This is a genomic window from Nocardia sp. NPDC101769, assembly GCF_044766925.1.
Taxonomy (GTDB): Bacteria; Actinomycetota; Actinomycetes; order Mycobacteriales; family Mycobacteriaceae; genus Nocardia.
Genome location: NZ_JBIWMX010000035.1, coordinates 55,430 through 74,009 on the forward strand (window position 1 = coordinate 55,430; position 18,580 = coordinate 74,009).

14 protein-coding genes are annotated in these 18,580 nt (G+C 66.0%); 12 read left to right on the plus strand and 2 right to left on the minus strand.

Features of this window, described 5'->3' with window-relative positions:
- The 6 genes from mycP (at position 1) to ACIRRA_RS37630 (ending at position 10,210) form a co-directional block, all read left to right on the plus strand.
- Complete coding sequence (mycP, locus tag ACIRRA_RS37605) at positions 1-1,335, plus strand: type VII secretion-associated serine protease mycosin (RefSeq protein WP_402778443.1); 1,335 nt, start codon at positions 1-3, stop codon at positions 1,333-1,335.
- Positions 1,332-3,044 (plus strand): type VII secretion protein EccE, encoded by a 1,713-nt coding sequence (gene eccE / locus ACIRRA_RS37610; protein ID WP_402778446.1) that lies wholly within the window; start codon positions 1,332-1,334, stop codon positions 3,042-3,044. The genes mycP and eccE overlap by 4 nt, the downstream gene beginning before the upstream one ends.
- A 35-nt stretch (positions 3,045-3,079) precedes the next feature.
- Complete coding sequence (locus tag ACIRRA_RS37615) at positions 3,080-3,418, plus strand: helix-turn-helix transcriptional regulator (protein WP_357004644.1); 339 nt, start codon at positions 3,080-3,082, stop codon at positions 3,416-3,418.
- Between the two features lie 80 nt (positions 3,419-3,498).
- On the plus strand, positions 3,499-4,530 hold the full coding sequence (locus tag ACIRRA_RS37620; protein ID WP_402778450.1) for a hypothetical protein: 1,032 nt from the start codon (positions 3,499-3,501) through the stop codon (positions 4,528-4,530).
- A gap of 92 nt (positions 4,531-4,622) precedes the next feature.
- Positions 4,623-5,231, plus strand: a complete 609-nt coding sequence (locus ACIRRA_RS37625; protein ID WP_402778453.1) for a hypothetical protein — start codon at positions 4,623-4,625, stop codon at positions 5,229-5,231.
- Positions 5,232-5,383: 152 nt separating this feature from the next.
- The gene (locus ACIRRA_RS37630; RefSeq protein ID WP_402778456.1) at positions 5,384-10,210 is read left to right on the plus strand and encodes an NAD-glutamate dehydrogenase; all 4,827 of its coding nucleotides are present in this window, start codon (positions 5,384-5,386) and stop codon (positions 10,208-10,210) included.
- An 80-nt stretch (positions 10,211-10,290) separates the two neighbouring features.
- Here ACIRRA_RS37630 and ACIRRA_RS37635 read toward each other — a convergent pair whose 3' ends face one another.
- Positions 10,291-11,325: an SPFH domain-containing protein gene (locus ACIRRA_RS37635; protein ID WP_402778458.1), complete on the minus strand. Its 1,035-nt coding sequence runs from the start codon at positions 11,323-11,325 to the stop codon at positions 10,291-10,293.
- Positions 11,326-11,525: 200 nt separating this feature from the next.
- Between ACIRRA_RS37635 and ACIRRA_RS37640 the strand changes: the two genes are divergently transcribed.
- Positions 11,526-13,130, plus strand: coding sequence for an amino acid permease (locus tag ACIRRA_RS37640; protein ID WP_402778461.1), 1,605 nt, complete (start codon positions 11,526-11,528; stop codon positions 13,128-13,130).
- A 234-nt stretch (positions 13,131-13,364) separates the two neighbouring features.
- A complete protein-coding gene (locus ACIRRA_RS37645) occupies positions 13,365-15,695 on the plus strand; it encodes a tetratricopeptide repeat protein (RefSeq protein WP_402778463.1) in 2,331 nt (776 codons plus the stop codon).
- Positions 15,696-15,702: 7 nt separating this feature from the next.
- Here the strand turns inward: ACIRRA_RS37645 and ACIRRA_RS37650 are convergent, their stop codons facing one another.
- A complete protein-coding gene (locus tag ACIRRA_RS37650) occupies positions 15,703-16,062 on the minus strand; it encodes a DUF1707 domain-containing protein (protein WP_402778465.1) in 360 nt (119 codons plus the stop codon).
- A gap of 261 nt (positions 16,063-16,323) precedes the next feature.
- On the opposite strand from ACIRRA_RS37650, the gene ACIRRA_RS37655 reads away from it, so the two are divergent.
- The 4 genes from ACIRRA_RS37655 (at position 16,324) to ACIRRA_RS37670 (ending at position 18,473) form a co-directional block, all read left to right on the plus strand.
- Complete coding sequence (locus ACIRRA_RS37655) at positions 16,324-16,998, plus strand: MerR family transcriptional regulator (RefSeq protein ID WP_402778467.1); 675 nt, start codon at positions 16,324-16,326, stop codon at positions 16,996-16,998.
- Positions 16,999-17,136: 138 nt separating this feature from the next.
- A complete protein-coding gene (locus tag ACIRRA_RS37660) occupies positions 17,137-17,685 on the plus strand; it encodes a hypothetical protein (RefSeq protein ID WP_402778469.1) in 549 nt (182 codons plus the stop codon).
- A gap of 130 nt (positions 17,686-17,815) precedes the next feature.
- Positions 17,816-18,154 carry an Lsr2 family protein gene (locus ACIRRA_RS37665; protein WP_402778472.1) on the plus strand — a complete coding sequence of 113 codons (339 nt, stop codon included), beginning with the start codon at positions 17,816-17,818 and terminating at the stop codon, positions 18,152-18,154.
- A gap of 160 nt (positions 18,155-18,314) precedes the next feature.
- Entirely contained in the window at positions 18,315-18,473 is a 159-nt protein-coding gene (locus ACIRRA_RS37670; RefSeq protein ID WP_402778475.1) for a hypothetical protein, read from the plus strand.
- Positions 18,474-18,580 lie beyond the last annotated feature (107 nt).

The following is an 18,580-nucleotide window of genomic DNA, read 5'->3' on the forward strand; positions in this document are numbered from 1 at the left end:
ATGCTGACGGCCATCCTCGCGGCCGTGCTGGCGGGGGGTCCGGCCGCGGCCGTGCAGCCCCCGGTCGCGGTGGTCGGTGCGCCGCCGCCGGACGACGCGCCCGGGCCCGAGTTTCCGATGAAGCAGGACAAGGGCTGCCTCGGCGTCGGTGTCCTGCCCGACACCGACGTCTCCCAGAGCCCGCCGGCCGACCACGCCCTGGACCTGCCGAGAGCGCGCGCGCTCACCCGCGGCGCGGGCGTCACGGTCGCGGTGCTCGATACCGGTGTCAGCCCCAATTCGCGGCTGCCGAATCTGGTCGGTGGCGGTGACTATCTGCAATCGGGTGGTGACGGCTTGTCCGATTGTGATGCGCACGGGACGTTGATCGCGGGAATCATCGGTGCGACCGCCGCTACCGGCGACGGATTCCTGGGCGTCGCGCCCGACGCGCGGATCATCTCCGTCCGTTACCGATCCGGGGCTTTCAGCGCCGACGGCGTGTTGAACCTCGATGCCGCGGCGCAGGCCGCCGTCGACCTCAGAAGACTCGCGCGCGCTATCACGCACGCCGCCAACCTCGGCGCCGACGTGATCACGGTGGCGCTGCCCCTGTGCCTGCCGGTCGGTCTCGGTGTCGATCAGTCGCCGTTGGCGGCGGCGATCGGCTATGCCGTTCACGTCAAGGGCGCGCTCATCGTCGCCGGTGCCGGCGCCTCCTCGGGAGCGGGATGCGACCAGAACCCCGACATCGACCCCGGGCGGCCCAACGACCCACGCAACTGGGACGGGGTCAAGACGCTCGCCGCGCCGGGATGCTTCGCCAACGATGTGCTGACGGTCGGCTTCACCACCGTCGCCGGGGATCCGATGAGTGAATCCCTGGCCGGGCCGTGGGTGTCGATCGCCGCGCCGGGCACGGGCATCGAATCGGTGGGCCCGGGCGGTGGAGGTCTCGTCAACGGGGTCGGAGCGTCCGACAAACTGGTCCCCGTCGGCGGCGCGTCGTTCGCGGCCGCGTATGTCAGCGGGACCGCCGCGCTGTTGCGTTCCCGATTCCCCAACGAGTCACCGGCCCAGATCGCCGCACGCTTGCAGGCCTCCGCTCACGCGCCCGCACGCGGTGTGAACAATATCGTCGGCACCGGCCTGGTGGATCCGTTGGCGGCCTTGAGCTTTCGTACACCCCCACAGTCACCGACCGGCCCCTACGGTGCGATACCCCTGGCGCTGCCCGCACCGCCGCGCCCCGCGGATGGGAAACCGGGTGCTGCCGCGGCGGCCGTCCTGCTGATATCCACGCTGATCGGATCGGGAATTATCTTTGGGCACCACGTGATTCGGAGGAAACGGTGAGCGGGCCGCAGATCCGGCTCGGCGGCATCGATCGTGGACCGTTCGCGGTTCTGGTGCTGGGCGGTGCTCCGCTCGCGGCCGTGATGCTCGGGCGGATTCCCTGGTGGGGTATCGCGTTGACCGCGTCGTTCTCGGTCGCGATGGTGGTCGTGCGGGTCGGTGAGCGAACGCCGGTGCGATGGTGCCTCGACTGGGGTCGATACCGCGTGGGCAGGGGGTCCCGAGCCCGGGAACTCAACGCGCCCACCGACATCCGTGACTTCGAAACCACCAACGGAATCTGTGGCATCCAATTCGGCGATCCGATCCTGGTCGCGATGATCCAGCTCGCCCCGGATCTGGACCTGCCCACCGTCATTGCCGATCGGACGGTGTACACCGAAGACAAGGTCGCGGTGAACGCGCTGCTGCCGATGCTCGAGCAGTACGGCATCGAATTCGACATCGACATCGTCACCACCGGCCGGCGGGCCCGCGCGTCCAGCGGCTACAGCATGCTCTACGACCAGCTCATCGGCTCCCAACCGGTCGTGGGGGACAGGTTGACCTGGCTCGTCGTGCGAATGGACCAGGAACACAATCTGGCTCGGCTGACCCGGCGCGGGAGCTGTGCGGCAGCGGCCCCACGCGCCCTGGCCGCCGCGGCGTACCGGATCGCCACCCGGCTGCGGGCATACGGTGTCGCCGCCCACGTGCTGCCCGCCGCCGCGATGCGCGACGCCCTGCGGATGCTGCACGCCGGAGTCGAATTGTCGGATCTGCGGGAAACCTGGACTCGACTCGAATCGACCAATCCCGGTCGCGGTGTCAGTAGTTTCGCCGTCGATTGGAGCCGACTGGGCGCCGGCGGACTCGACGACTGCTGGAGCTGGGATCGAGGCCGGACGACCGTGGTGATCTCCTTGTCGGGCCGGGCCGCGGGCCCGCGCGGTCTCGTACGGTTCATCGGTCCCACGGTCGACGAGACCCCACCCGTCTTCCTGCGTCCGCTGGTCGGCCGCCAGTCGGCCGCGCTGCTGGCCACCCTGCCCAGCACGGCGTCGGCCCGAGACCTGCCGACCGCGCCCGGTCTGGACACCGCCCCTGCGGATGTGATGTCCCAGTTGGCCGTACCCATCGGCCCCAACGGGCAGATCCTGGGGGTCATCAGCGGACAGCCCATGCATACCTTCGCGCTACCGCTGTTCGATCCGACCCGCTACAACCCGCAGCGCCGCAGCGTCGATATCCGCGCGGAATTGCCTGTCGCCCAGCAGATCATCCTGCGGGCCGTGGTCGTAGGCGCGGATGTGGTGATCCACTCCGCCCGCCCGGACCGCTGGCGGCAACTGGTCGCGGCGGTCGGTGACCCGGACTCGCTGCGGTTGGCGCCGGGCCCCGGTGAGGCGAGTGAAGACGTCGCCGTCACGCCGAACGCGACCATCGCGGTGTACGACCAGTTGCCGCCCGGGCGTTCCGACGCCCCGACCACGTTGACGATCAACGAGCCCGGCGAGCCTCGAAGCCGTGCCGTCGACCTCGCGATCGAACAGGTCGACGCGCACACCGTCGACATCGGTATCCCGATGCGGACCGTCCGAGTCGATCTCATCGAGCCTCGCGGCGAAACCCGCTACTTTGAACCGATCAACACCGCGGCCGTCAATGGCGAAAGACACCGGCCGCCATCGTTACCCGCGCCGCCTTCGGTTCCGACGGCAGGGTTTTGAGGTCAGCTAGAGAGGGGACGGTAATGTCTGCGAATGTGGTAGCCGATTCCGAGCCGTACAGCGATCAGGTCCAACCGCTCGGCGACGGAGACGAACTCACGCCACGCCAGGCGGCGGCCGCCATATTCTCACGGCGCTTGTCGGCCTTGATCTCGGAGTCGATGGTCTCGACCGAAGACGGAGCGACTCGCTCGCTGACCCTCTACTCACTGGCCCAGCATCTCGAGCTGGCTTATCCGGATGTTCCCGTTTCGCAATCCGGTCTCTATCGGCTCATCCATGGAGACGCGATTCCCCGATTGGACCTGATCATCGCACTGGCCCGGGTATTCGACGTTCCCCCAGACTATTTCGTCACCGGCGAAAGAAAGTAGCGAATACCGCGACCTCCGGTTCCCATCGCGGGGAACAACGAAGCATCGATATTCGTGGACACCCGGATACGATTCCGGCTGTGCCCGACGAGGATCCGGGGGATGGCTTCCTCCGTCACAGAGCAGCGGTCCTGGACGCGCTGCTCGCCGATCCGGCACTGGGGCGATCCGCCCCACCCGAGGCCGAACAATCGTTCAGCGGAACGGATTTCAGCCTCGAACCGGACGCCGGCCTCGAGGCCATCACCCCGAGCTCCGCCCCCGCCGCGCCGCCGCCCGCCGGGGCGGGTTCGAGCGGCCCGAAGGCCAGCGAGCGCATCCTGGCACTGCTCAACGGCGGAGCGGGTGCGGAATCCGCCGGTCTCGATCTCTCGGGCAAACTGTCCTCGCTCGCCTCGAAGGAATCCGCACCGGAGCCCGACACCCGAGCCGAACCCGAGACGTCGCGACCACCGGCCACACCACTGGCCGAGCGAGCGCGAGACCTGCTCACCGTCGTGCGAAACCCCAAGGTGGCGTTGGTCATCGGCGCCGCCGTCATCATGGTGGTCATCCTTGCCCTGGTGATGACGACCGGTGACCACGGCTCGGAGCGGGAATCCGCGCAGGCCTCGATGACGCCGAGCCCCGTTCCGGCCACCGCGCAAACCAGTGTCACGCCGACCGCTCCGGCGGGCGGCACGATCCAGGTCAAGTCCGCGGTATCGCACTGCCCGCCCGGCGGGACGCCGGGTATGGACGCCTTCGCTGGTCCCGGCAAAGCCTGGTCGTGTTCGCGGGCACACCGGGTCGACGGGCAGATCCTCAGCATCGACCTGGGTGGTTCCTACACGGTCGAGTCGATCGGACTGGTACCCGGATGGGACGCCATCGGCGCGGACGGTACCGATCAGTGGACGAAATACCGTACCGCCAGCCGAGTTTCGTATCGGTTCGACGATGCCGGTGCCACCACCTGTATCCAACAGACCCTCGATCAGCGCGGTCCGGTGGTCACCAGGATGAATCCGCCGGTGAACGCGTCGAAGATCGTCCTCACCGTCTTGCAGTCCAAAGGTGATCCGGCGCAGAACATCACGGCCCTCTCATCGATTGTGATCACCGGACATTGAGCGCTTCTCATTCTCTGTGCGCGTACTGCCAGCACCGCGATTCCGGTGCGGGATCGACATGTTCGCACTGCGGCGCCCCACTGGCGCCTGCCGTGCCTGCGGGATCATCACTGCCGGGTGAAGTGCTCGCCGGAGCCGAGAAGACGGCGGTCGCCGTGGGAAAGGCCGTCGCCAAGGTGGGCATGGCGGCCGTAACGGGCACCGAGCACGCGGCTCGGCCGCTGCTCGCGCGGTTCAGCACTGTTCTCGGCGGACTGATCGTGCTGGCCGTGCTCGCGTTCGTGGTGCTGCGATGGTTACCCGGATTGCCAGGACTGCCGTCACTGGGCACGGCCGATCCGGCCGACTCGCTGCCCGCGACGCTGCGGGCGGCGGTCTCGTGCCCGGGCAGTGCCTCGATCAACGGCGATCAGTGCGTGATTCCCGCTCGCGCCTCGTTGCTGGCGGGCGGACTCAGCGGTGGTCGCGATCTGACCCTGAGCATTCGAGTGGTCGAGCAGGACAAACTCGGTGACGACATTCGCCGGTGGCGCGCCGCGGGGCCGTCGATCCGTTCCGACAGTGCGGTGTTCGCCGCGATCGGCCCACGCTTCGTTGTCTGGTACGCCGACCTCCGCAGTGGTTTGCGTATCGAGACGGCGGCTTTCAACGATCAGTCGTCCGCCCGGACCTTCCTGCAACGGGCCGGGCTGTCCGGATGACGCGGGCCGACATCACAAGCCGGTTCTGATTCGGCGTGGTCGCCCAGACCGCGTCAGTTTGCTACATTGGATAATGTGCCGCTATTTAACGGTACGTTAAATAGGTGACTGTGGCTGTGGGATACGGCCCAGATCCGGGGAAGGTTCGGGCGATGGCGACAACCACGCTTCAGACGATTACATTGCAACGACTCCGCGAGGATCCCAAGGCCTTCGAGGCCGTCTACTACCGCTGGACCCAGCCCGCGGCGACGACGCCCGCGGTCAGTACGCGAGCGAGCCGGATCTTCGAGTGCCACCTGGAGCTGGCGACTCTGCGCCGACCGGGCGCGGCGAGGCTGCGGGTCTACCGGCCGGACGACCCCACCGGGCTGGGACCGGCCATCCAGATCGTCAACGACGATATGCCACACCTGGTCGAATCGGTGTCGTCCATGCTGCGGCGGGTCGGTGTCGTGGTGACCGATATCGTCCACCCGATCATCGACGCGCTTCGAGACAACCGGGGAGTGTTACGCGCCATCGCTCCCTCGCGCAGCGCCGAGCCGAGCCCCGGTGACCATACCGTCGCCGAATCATGGATCCACATACAACTGGCGGAATCCGTTGGCGCCGACCAACTCCGCCACATCGAGCAGGCGCTCCCGCAGTTGCTGGCCACGCTCCGCAGCATCGCCGGCGATACCCCGGCGATGACGACCACACTGCTTGCCGTTGCCGCCGCCCTCGGCCGCGGCGCCGGAGCGGACTCCGAATCCGTGGACAATGCCAATCTGCTGAACTGGCTCGCCGACGGTCGCTTCACACTGCTCGGATACGGCTATCACGCCATCGATTCCGATCATGCACTCGAAGCCGGGAGCTCCGACACGGTCGCGACGACGGAGCTGCGGCCGACCGCGGGCCTGGGAATCCTGCACCAACGCCTCGACAACGAGATCGACATTCCGCTGTCCGGTCCCCGCCGGCCGGTGCTGCGCCTGTCCAACATCTCCTTGGATCCACTGCTGCCGGGCGCGGCGGATGGTTACGTCGTCACAGTGTCCGATTTCGGAGATACCGTGCGGGGCGAACACATCTTCATCGGGTCCTTCACCGTCACGGGCCAGCACGAGAACATCCTTGACATCCCCGTCATCTCCCGACGCATACGTCAGGTGATCGAGTGGGCCGGATTCGGAGCGAACTCCTTCTCCGGCCAGGCCATGCTCCAGACACTTCAGACGCTGCCGCGGGCCGAACTGTTCTGTGCGGACACCCGCCGACTGTTCGAAACCGTCTCAGCGATCATGGATCTCGGTCCGCGTCGACAGGTACGGCTGTTCCTGCGGCCGGACGCGCGCAGCACGGCACTCTACTGCCTGGTCTACCTCCCGCGCGACCGCTACTCCACCGATGTCCGACTCCGCATGCGCGACATCCTCCGGGACGAGTTCGACGCCGAACAGATCGATTACTCCGCGCGCGCCAGCGAATCCGAACTCGCTGTCGTCTACTTCACGGTCCACCGCCGCGCGGACGCCGCGCCTGTCGACACGTCCGCGGCCAATCTCGAGCGGGTCCAGGACCTGCTGTTCGCCACGACCCGGACCTGGGCCGACCTGCTGATCACCCAGGCCGCTGTCACCCGCGCTGTTCCAGGCGAACTGGCCAGGGACTACGCGGCCGCGTTCCCTGCCACCTACCAGCAGGAATTCACGCCGACGCGAGCGCTGGCCGATCTGTGGCGGCTCAATCGCCTCGACGACGGCACGATCGACACCGACCTGCACCGGGAGGTCGACGCCCCGGACGGCGAGTGGCGATTCACTCTCTATGTCCATGGCGCGGGGATTTCGCTGAGCCGGATTCTGCCGATACTGCACAGCGTCGGTGCGGAGGTCGTCGACGAACGCCCCTACCCGCTGACGCTGCCCGACGGCACCCACCGATGGATCTACGACTTCGGATTGCGCATCCCCTCCACACCGGCGAAGGCATCGAGGTCGGAGGAGACCCAGGCTCGGACACTCTTCGCGCAAGCCGTCGAGGCAATGTGGTTCGGCCGCGCGGAAATCGACTCACTCAACGAACTCGTCCTGAGCGCCGGACTGAACTGGCGCGAGATCTCGGTCCTGCGCGCCTATGCGAAATACCTACAGCAAGCGGGATTCTCGTACTCCTTCGCAAGTATCAGCAAGGTCCTCCTGAGCCAACCGGCCACCGCCTCCGCGTTCATGGAGTTCTTCACCGCCCGTTGCGAGCCCACCGATATCGCCATCGAGGACGCCCGCACGCTCGACGAGCGGCTCCTCGCCGACATCGAATCGGTGGTCGGTCTCGACACCGACCGCATCCTGCGCGCGATCCATGGGCTGATCCGTGCGACCCTGCGCACCAACTACTTCCGAGTCGACGATACGGGCGGTCCGCGTGAGTTCCTGTCGTTCAAGTTCGACCCTCGCGCGATCGCCGAATTGCCCAAGCCCAGACCGCAATTCGAGATCTGGGTCTACTCGCCGCGGGTGGAGGGCGTGCACCTGCGCTTCGGCCCGGTCGCGCGTGGCGGCCTGCGGTGGTCGGATCGCCTGGAGGATTTCCGCACCGAGATCCTGGGCCTGGCGAAGGCACAGGCGGTGAAGAACGCGGTCATCGTGCCGGTCGGCGCGAAGGGCGGTTTCGTGGTCAAGAATCCTCCCGAGGCTACCGCCGACCCGGTCGTCGACCGCCAGGCCTTGCAGGCCGAAGGAATCGCCTGCTACCGCATCTTCATCTCCGGTCTGCTCGACATCACCGACAACATCGATCGGATCACAGGTGAGGTCATCCCGCCGCCGCACGTCCACCGCCGCGACGGCGACGACACCTATCTGGTGGTGGCGGCGGACAAGGGTACGGCGACGTTCTCCGATATCGCCAATGATGTTGCCCAGTCCTATGGTTTCTGGCTCGGTGACGCGTTCGCCTCGGGTGGTTCGGTGGGTTACGACCACAAGGCGATGGGTATCACCGCCAAGGGCGCGTGGGAGTCGGTGAAGCGGCATTTCGCCGAGATGGACATCGATACCCAGACCGAGGATTTCACGGTGGTCGGTGTCGGTGACATGTCCGGTGACGTGTTCGGCAACGGCATGCTGCTCTCACGTCACATCCGGCTGGTCGCGGCGTTCGATCACCGCCATATTTTCCTGGACCCGAATCCCGATGCGGCGACGTCGTTCGCCGAGCGTGAGCGTATGTTCGCGTTGCCGCGTTCGTCGTGGGCCGATTACGACCGGTCGTTGATCAGCGAGGGCGGCGGTGTCCATGACCGGACCGTCAAGTCCGTCCCGATCAGCGATCAGGTGCGCGAGGCGCTCGGCCTGGCTCCCGAGGTCACGGTGCTGTCGCCGCCGGAGTTGATCCGGGCGATCCTGAAATCTCCGGTGCAGTTGTTGTGGAACGGCGGGATCGGTACCTATATCAAGGCGTCGGTCGAGACCAATGCCGATGTGGGTGACAAGTCCAACGATGTGGTGCGGGTGAACGCGAACGAGTTGCGGCTGCGGGTGATCGGTGAGGGCGGCAACCTGGGTGTGACCGCGTTGGGCCGCATCGAGTTCTGCCGGTACGGCGGCAAGATGAACACCGATGCCCTGGACAACTCCGCGGGCGTGGACTGCTCCGACCACGAGGTCAACATCAAGGTCCTGCTCGACAGAGTGGTCGCCGAAGGAAGTCTGTCGATCTCGGATCGCAATGCGGTCCTGGCCTCGATGACCGATGAGGTCGCCGAACACGTCTTGCGTGACAACGTCTCCCAGAACTTCCGCCTCGGCCTTTCCCGCGCACATGCCCCGGCCATGGCGGCCGTCCATCGTCGTCTGATAGCCGATCTCGAGGACCGGCACGGCCTCGACCGCGACATCGAGGCGCTGCCCTCGGACACGGAAATGGCCCGAAGGATCGCTGCGGGAACCGGGCTGACATCGGCCGAGTTGGCGAATCTTCTTGCCCACGTCAAACTTTCACTCAAGCAAGAACTTCTCGCCGGGCAGCTGCCCGATAACCCTGCCTTCGCGTCGGTGTTGCCGAACTACTTTCCCGGGCCGCTACGCGAACGATTCGGCAGTGCGATGCGCCACCACCCGCTGCGTCACGAGATCGTCGCCACGACGGTCGTCAACCGCGTCGTCGACTACGGTGGCACCACATTCGTGTTCCGCCTCGTCGAGGAGATGGGCGTGACCGTGGACGACGCTGTGCGCGCGTTCGCGGCGGTGACCGAGATCTTCGATCTCCACCAACTGTGGCTGCGCATCCGGACCACTCCGATGCCCACCGCAGTCCGCGACGAACTCGAACTGGAGACCAAACGAACCCTCGACCGTGCGTCTCGATGGCTGCTGACGAATCGTCCACAGCCCCTCGCGATCGGCACCGATATCGCCCGCTACCGGCACGGCGTACGAGCGATGAGCACATTGGTGCCCGAGTGGCGGCGGGGGGTCATCAGCGACGAGCTGCTCGCTCGTGCCGGTTCTGCCATCGACCGTGGCGGCCCGCGCGATCTGGTCGAGGAGGTCTATCTGCTGATCTACCGATTCCCACTGCTCGATATCGTCGATATCGCCGAGGTAGCCGAACGCGAGCAGCGTGAAGTTGTCGCCCTGTACTACCACCTCGAGCGGCAATTCGATTTTCAACGCCTCCTGGATGCGGTCGTCCGCCTCGAGCGCGGCGACCGCTGGCACACCCTCGCACGGCTCGCGGTCCGAGACGATCTCTACGATTCGCTGAAATCGCTCACACTCGACGTGCTGCGGGTGACCGCGCCCGCTGACACGGTCGCGGAGAAGATTCTGTTCTGGGAATCGCTCAACAGCTCACGACTGGCCCGCGCCCGAGTGGCCCTGGACGAGATATTCGCCGCCGGGACAATGGATCTGGCTACTCTCTCGGTCGCTGCACGACAGGTGCGCAGCCTGGCTGGTGGCGTCGAACCGACCGCTCTGGTCTGAGCGATGGGGCCGGGCTTCGAGCCCGGCCCCCATCGTGAAGGGCGTCTTCGACGAGCCACCACGAAATCCACTGCCGCCCTTCAGGTGGCGGGGGCCCCGCAGCGACCGCAGAAGTTCGCGTGTTCGGAGAGTTCCGCCGAACATTGGCCGCACCGCCGAACCTGCTGGAGGTCCAGGCCGCAGTGCGTACAGAACCGAGCAGTCGGGGAATGGGATGTGCCGCAGGCCGCACAGGCCGATTCGACGGCCGCGGCGATCGGCGCCCGTGCGGTCGGTGGCGCCGTGTGCTGGTGCAGCGCGTTCATTCCCAGCGCCGCACCCAGAAACCCCGTGTCCCCGACGCCGCGCGCCAATCCCTGGCCGGCCCCCAGCGCGAGCTCGCCGGCGGCGTACCGCTGGAAGTCCCCGGCCAGCCGCACGTAGGTGGTGTCCTTCGCCAGGCGCTTGAGCCTTTCCGCGTCCTCGGGAGCAACGGTGATGTCGAAGTTGCCCAGCCGGGGAACCCGGAGCCCGTACTCGTAGAGCTGCAGATTCGCCGGTCGCAGTACGGCCTCCTCGATGTCGCCCAGATGCGCGGACAGGCCGAGGATGGGCCAATCGCCTCGCGATACCCCCTGCGTCACTGCGATTTTCATCACCTTGAGCAGCTGTTCGGCGCACCAGGCCGGGGTTGCCGTCGGGTCGGTCGGAGTCGCACTGCCGGTCACCGCCGTGATCAACTGAGCGGGATCCCGCACCGACAGCGCGAATTCGCCGAACGATCGCAGCGTCACCACCTGCGCGCTGACCGGATCCAGGACATCCGACAGCCGCCCTCCGAACTTGACCCGGGGAAACTCCTTGGTGGAAACGAAGTACAGCTCCGCCCGGTAGTAATTGCCTCCGGTCAAGGTGTCGATCAGCGCGCCGAGAACGGGCAGTTCCTCGGCGTCGATGCGGTGCCGTCCGGGACCGAGGGTGGCGAGAACACGGCCGGTTCGCACGAACACGGCGACCTCGTCGGCATTGATGATGACGCGCGAGAAGCGGCGGATATTGACATCCGGCCACTTGAAGACCAACTGGTTCTTCTTTTGTTCGGGCACCGCGATGAACTCGCGCTCGAACCATGCCATCCGGCTACTCCATCATTATCTGACCCATTGAGCGTATCGATAGTTGGCGGCTCACTCAATCAGGGGTATTCACGGGTGGAGATCCCCTGTTGGCTGTCGGACCGCCGGACCGATCAACGGACAGACACCTATTGATCGTCCCGTTGTGTAACGGTACATTGACACGGGTATGGCACGCGTCACGTGAAAGGTCTTCCGTCATGACAACCGTTCGACCTCCCGATGCGCCTGCGGAGGCCTTAGCCGCAGAGGACGCCGGCTACCACAAAGCACTTCGCCCGCGCCAACTGCAGATGATCGCCATCGGCGGCGCGATCGGCACCGGATTGTTCCTCGGCGCGGGCGGACGTCTGGCCAGCGCCGGTCCGGGGTTGTTCCTCGTATACGGGGTCTGCGGCATCTTCGTGTTCTTCGTCCTACGAGCACTGGGCGAGCTGGTCCTGCATCGCCCGTCGTCCGGCTCGTTCGTCTCCTATGCGCGCGAGTTCTACGGGGAGAAGCTGGCTTTCGTGGTCGGCTGGATGTACTTCTTCCACTGGTGCATGGTCGGCATCGTCGACATCACCGCGGTCGCCACCTACATCCACTACTGGAACGCCTTTCAGGCGGTACCGCAGTGGCTGATCGCGCTCATCGCACTCGCCGTGGTGGTCAGCATCAATCTCATCTCGGTGAAGTGGTTCGGAGAACTGGAATTCTGGGCCGCGCTCATCAAGGTCGTGGCGCTGATCCTGTTCCTGGTCGTCGGCAGCATCATCCTGGTCGGGCGTTTCACGGTCGGTGGGCACCACACCGGACCCAGCGTGATCACCGCCCACGGCGGACTCTTCCCGACCGGACTCGCGCCACTGGTCTTGGTCACGACCGGTGTCGTATTCGCCTATGCCGCAGTGGAACTGGTCGGTACGGCGGCCGGTGAGACGGAAAACCCCGAGAAGATCATGCCGCGGGCCATCAACTCGGTCATCGCCCGAATCGCCCTCTTCTATGTGGGTTCGCTCGTGCTGCTGGCGCTGTTGCTGCCGTACACCGCGTACAAGGCAGGTGTCAGCCCGTTCGTCACGTTCTTCTCCACACTCGGAGTGCCCGCGGCGGGTTCGGTGATGAACCTGGTCGTGCTCACCGCCGCCTTCTCGAGTCTCAACGCCGGTCTGTATTCCACGGGCCGCGTGTTGCGATCGATGTCGATGAACGGCAGCGCACCGAAGGTGGCCGCGCGGATGTCGAGCACCGGTGTCCCGTACGTGGGAATCCTCGCCACCGGTGCCATCGCGCTGCTCGGTGTCGGTCTCAACGCGGTCGTACCCGATCAGGCCTTCGAGATCGTGCTGAACATGGCGGCCATGGGAACCGTGACCGCATGGTCGGCCATCGTGCTCTGCCAGTTGCGGCTGTACTACTGGTGGCGCGATGGTCGCACCGACCGACCGTCGTTCCGGTTGATGGGTGCGCCCTATACCAGCTACGCGACGCTGTTGTTCCTGGCCGTCGTGGTCGTCTTGATGGCCAGCAGTAAGGACCACGTGCAACGCTACGCGGTGGTGGCCATGCTGTTCGTCATGGCGCCGGCGTTCGTAGTGGGCTGGTTCGCGGTTCGCGGCCGAGTCCTCCGCCTCGCCGCCGAGCGCCAGGGATTCACCGGTCAGTATCCCGTGGTGGTCGAGCTGCCGCCTCGGCTGCAGGATTCCGCGGACTCCGGCGACGGCAGCGCCTTCGCGTATCCCGTCGTCTCGCGGCCCGGCCCGGGTCGGGAAGACGCGGCCGCGGAGGTCGGTGCGACGCTGGATCAATCGGCGGGGGAGTAGCAGGCCACAAGGTCCGCCCCGGTGCCGAACACCGGGGCGGACTCGGTGCTGGGGCGCCCTTCCCGCTGCAGAGAACACCCCGCTGCGCGGTCGTGCAGTGAACCCGAGAATGAGACCTCGATTGCACGGTGGGCACGAGAGGGTTCCATGCCGGACCAACCCAGCGCAGTCGGAGGTCCACAGTCACACCCCTGGGCCAACCGGCGTATGCGCGGCACCGAGATACCCCGGCCGGTGCCGAATCCCTGGTCGACCCGACGATCGGTCGCGGTCACACCGGGGCAGCGATTCACCACATCACTGCGCGCGGCACCCGCGGAAACCGAAGTCACCCGGCGACTCTCGCCCGACGAGCGAGCGAATCAGCAACCCGCGTCCGTGGACCTCATCGATATCGAAGACCCCGATGACGAGGACCTCGACTCCGATTCGCTGTCCGGGCGCAGCTCTCGATCGCGTCCCAGCGTCCGCCGTCTGGGCGGTGGCCTGGTGCAACTGCCCAGGGCCATGCCCATCGATCCGCGCGAGGTGGTGCTCACCGATCCCGAAGTTCCCGAGGCCAAACGCTTCTGCTGGAACTGTGCGCGTCCGGTCGGCCGTGGTGAAGAAGGACGGCCCGGCGCCGTCACGGGGGTGTGCCCCCACTGCCGATCGCCGTTCAACTTCCGCCCCCACCTGCACACCGGGGATGTCGTTGCCGACCAATACGAGGTACAGGGCTGTCTGGCGCACGGCGGGCTCGGCTGGATATACCTGGCCATCGACCGCAACGTCAGCGACCGCTGGGTGGTGTTGAAGGGCTTGCAGAACCCGCTCGACTTCGAGGCGCACATCGTCGAGGTCGCCGAACGCCAATTCCTTTCCGAGATGGCGCATCCGGGCATCGTCAAGATCTACAACTTCGTCAAGCACGCGAACGCCGATGAATCGCCCCACGGCTACATCGTGATGGAATACGTCGGCGGCCGTTCCCTGAAGACGATGGTCGAGCAACACGAACCCGCCGTGCTGCCGGTCGCCGAGGCCATCGCCTATGTCATGGAAGTCCTTCCGGCGCTGGACTACCTGCATTCATTCGGTCTTGCCTACAACGACCTCAAACCCGACAACATCATGGTCACCGGCGAGGAGGTCAAACTCATCGACCTCGGCGCGGTCGCGGCCATGGACTCCTACGGCAGCATCTACGGCACGCCGGGGTACATGGCGCCCGAGTTCACCGAAACCGGACCCACGATCGCCGCCGATATCCACGCGGTCGGCCGCACACTGGCCGCGCTCGTTCTCGATCTACGCCGAGACGACACGGACGGATTCCCGCCCGGCATCCCCGATCCGGCCGAACAGCCGGTGCTGCGCCGCTATCCCGCGCTGCGGCGGCTGCTCCAGCGGGCCACCGACCCCGACCCCGAACGCCGATTTCCCTCCGCCTACGCCATGTACTGCCAGCTCGCCGGCGTACTCCGCATGGTGCTGGCCACCGACACCGGAACCGAGCATCCCCAGGCCTCGGTCGAATTCAGCTCCATGCGTGGCGATTTCGGCATCGACACCTTCGTGGCCAAGACCGATGGCATGGTCACCGGTCTCCACCACACCGCCGAGCTCGACCCGCAGGCCATCGCCGCCGCGCTGCCCATTCCGCTCATCGACACCGACGATCCCGCCGCGCCACTGCTGTCGACCCTGCTGCACAGCGAAGCCCGCCACGCACTCGACGCCCTGTATCGCACGCACAGTCGAATCCTCGCGGGGACGATCCCGGCGCCGGCGTCGTATGAGCTCGAAGGCGCCCTCACCGCCGTCCGCGCGCACCTCGACCTCGGCCAGACGGTGCCGGCGTGCGAGCTCTTGGCCGAACTACGCCCGCGATATCGCAAGGACTGGCGGATCGAGTGGTACATAGGAATCGCGGCTTTGCTCGACCACTATCCGGACCGGGCGCATCGCCACTTCGACGCGGTCCATGCCATGCTCCCGGGTGAGATCGCCCCCGCGCTGGCATTGGCGGCCTCGGCGGAGCTGGCTTCGGAGGAACCCGGCGGCGATCGGGACCGCTGGCAGACCGTCGCGCTCGACAACTTCCGCGCTGTGTGGCAGGTCAATCACGGCGCTATCAGCGCCGCGGTCGGCCTCGCCCGGGGCTTGGTCGCCGCGGGTGACGTGCTCACCGCGGTCGAGATTCTCGACCAGGTACCTACCTCATCGCGCCACTTCGCACTGACCAGGCTCACCGGGAGCCTGCTGCTCGTCTCACGGCCACCCGCCCACATCACCCAGGACGAACTCGCCACGGCCGCGGCGCGACTGGACGAACTCACCGAGGAACCCCGCACCCCACAAGTGCGAGTGCTGGTGGTCGGCGCCGCCTTGGAGTGCTTGCGCAAGGGATACCACCAGCAGCGGGCCGACCTCGAGATCCTCGGCTATCCGTTCCTCGAGAAGCCGCTCCGGCAGGGACTCGAGGCCTGCCTGCGCGCCGTGGCGCGATTGGCCCCGGAACGCTTACATCGCTACCGATTGATCGATCTGGCCAACCTGGTCAGGCCCAGAACGCTGTGGTAGTCCCGGTTCACCGGCTGCGCAGGCCGAGTGTCATGACCGCGGGTACGGCCAACAGGAGCAACAACCACCACGCGTTACCGAAGACGAATTGGCACACGACGGCCGACACCACGATCGCACCGACCCGAACCACCGTCCGGGGCAGTGCGCCATCGGTCAGGTACGAACCCTCAGCGGAGGCGGGTGCCGCCGGAAGATCCGCGAATGTCTCGGCCAGTTGCCGGACGGTGATCGCCCGCCACACCCGAGAGCTGCGTTCCTCCAGCTCTTCGACCGACAGCCGGCCCAGAGCGAAGTGCTGTGCCAGCTCGTCGAGTGCACGGTCACGTTCGGAGGAACTCACCCGGGTGTGCGATGAGTCGTTCATCGGCCAAGAATAGGTCAGGGCACGAGGAGAAAAATCTGTCGAATCACCAAGGGAGGGAAGAATTTCCGGGTCGGTGACCAGCGCTGACGGCGTCCACGTGGCCCACCGGGTGTTGCTCGAATCGAGATCAAGATCCATCGGCACGATAATCGACGTCACAACGGTGCGTGGGACCTCGCGCGAATGATGTGGTTTCCTTGTCCCATGGCAGCAGCGGCCGAATACACCATCGACGAACTCGCGCAGGCCGCCGGGACGACCGTGCGCAGTGTGCGCGTCTATCACGAGCGAGGTGTGCTGCCCCCACCCCAGCTGCGCGGACGAACCGGCTACTACGGCGACGAACACCTGAACCGGGTCCGCACGATCAGCCGGCTCCTCGACCGCGGCATCAAGCTCAACGGGATCAAAGAACTGCTTGCCGCCTGGGATCGCGGCGACGACCTGGGGGCCGTGCTCGGTGTGGTCGAGCCCGAGCCCGCGGCGGTCGACGAGCTCGAAGACTCCACCATCTCCGCGACCGAACTGCAGGCGCGGTTCGGCGACGTCCCGAACGGGCTCGCGCGTGTTGTTGCCATCGGCGTGTTCGAGCCGGTCAACGCCACGACCTATCGTGTGGCCGATCCGGCGCTGGCCACGCTGTTCGATTGCTCCGCCGCCCTGGGTGTGCCCTGCGCGGAGGGACTTCGCGAACTGGAACGATTGAAGGCCGACTGCGACCGGATCGCCCGCCGTCTGGTTGACCTGCTGCATCGCCATGCGTGGGAGTCCTACGCGACGTCCAATCGCGGCTCGGACGAGTTGGCGCAACTCGCCGCGCAGGTGGCAGCGATTCGGCGGGTACCGGGCGAGGCCACGGGCGATCTGGTGAACCGCCTCATCGAGCGCCAGATCGACCAGGACAGCGAAATCTCCGAGGTATTGCACAAGGCTTGATCCCGCGGGTTATTCCCACCGGTGGATACGCATCGTCCGAATGTGCCGTTGTTTATCGGTACATTCACTACGTCAGTCAACGTGCCAACATTCCGGCCAACACCAGCGCGGAACACACGTGACGAAACGGAGACGTCGATGTTCACGAACGCGAAACGCAATCAGAGCCACCACCTCAACCCGGTCTCCCGGCTACGAGCCCGGCTCGCCGCAGCGACCGCCATCCTCCTCGGCGCCTTCGGGATCGCCGCAGCCACCACCCCGGCCTCCGCGGACATGCCGGGGGCACACTGCCTATGGGCCGGTGCCAGTTACGGCCAGGGGGCATCCGTCTATGCGGGTGGCCTCGCATTCACTTGTCAGACAGACACTTTCGGCGCACCGCGTTGGATCATGCGATCGGCGCAAGGGCATGCGAGCACCGTGGTGAGCCCCGGGTCCATTCGAAATCCGGCCGGGCAGTTCAGCCCCGGCGCCCGTCAACCGGGCACGGACTACAACGACTACTGTTCGGGCAGTCAGCTCATCGACGGCTCCGAAGACCTCTTCGAGGTCGTTTCCACCGGCGGCTTCCTCATGTGGCGTTCGGTTGGCCCGGTCTCGCAGTGGGCATTCGACGCCGAATCCACTCGTCCCGCGCCCACCTGGCGCTCGGCCAGTCTATGCATCGATGGCGTTCTCAGCTGACGGTCATCCCTTGATTCCCATGATTGGGAATACGGTTCATTCGCCGGTCGAATTTCTTGGCAGACTCCCTGATCACCTCCGCCGGAAACATATTCTGATCTCCGTAACGAACCGAAAGGAAATCCCGTACATGGTACGCAAGCTGGTCGTCAACTTCATCGATGATCTCGACGGCGAGTCCGAGGCGGCAGAGACCATATCATTCGGGCTCGACGGAGTGTCCTACGAACTCGATCTTTCCGCCCCGAACGCCAATGATTTGCGTGTTGCGCTTTCTCGATGGACTACACACGCCCGCAGGGTTGGACATTCCCCGCGCAGCAGGAGCACCAGATCCAAACCAGCGGACACTCGCCAGAATTCGGTCATCCGCCAATGGGCTCGCGACAACGGCTACGACGTACAGAACCGCGGCCGAATCCTCTCGGAGATAGTCACCGCCTACCACACACATCACGAGCAATTCTGACGAGGGTGTGTGGTACCCGCCTGAGATCCGAGCGCCCATAGCACGGGAGTTCCCCCACCTTCCCATGAGCGGGAGGGCGCCGATCGCGGTGCAGCCCATACTGGGAGACATCAGAGTCAGCGCACACCGGAGCTGACCAGAGATCAAGGAGGAGGCCCTCATGAGTCGCAGTACCCTATCGTTGTCCGAATTGTCGACGATGGAACTCACCGAACTGCTCGACTCGGCCACACCGGCCCTGCGATCGGCCCTGCAGCGCGGAACCGACGGCGGCAGCGATACCGGTATCCACGCATTCAATTCATTCATCGACGCGTAGAAGTATTTGTTGGCAGGATGTACAGCGAGCGCGAAACGTAGCCGGTGGCTACGTTTCGCGCTCGCCCATATCCGGGCCCCATTGACCGCGCTAGAATGCGACGGAAC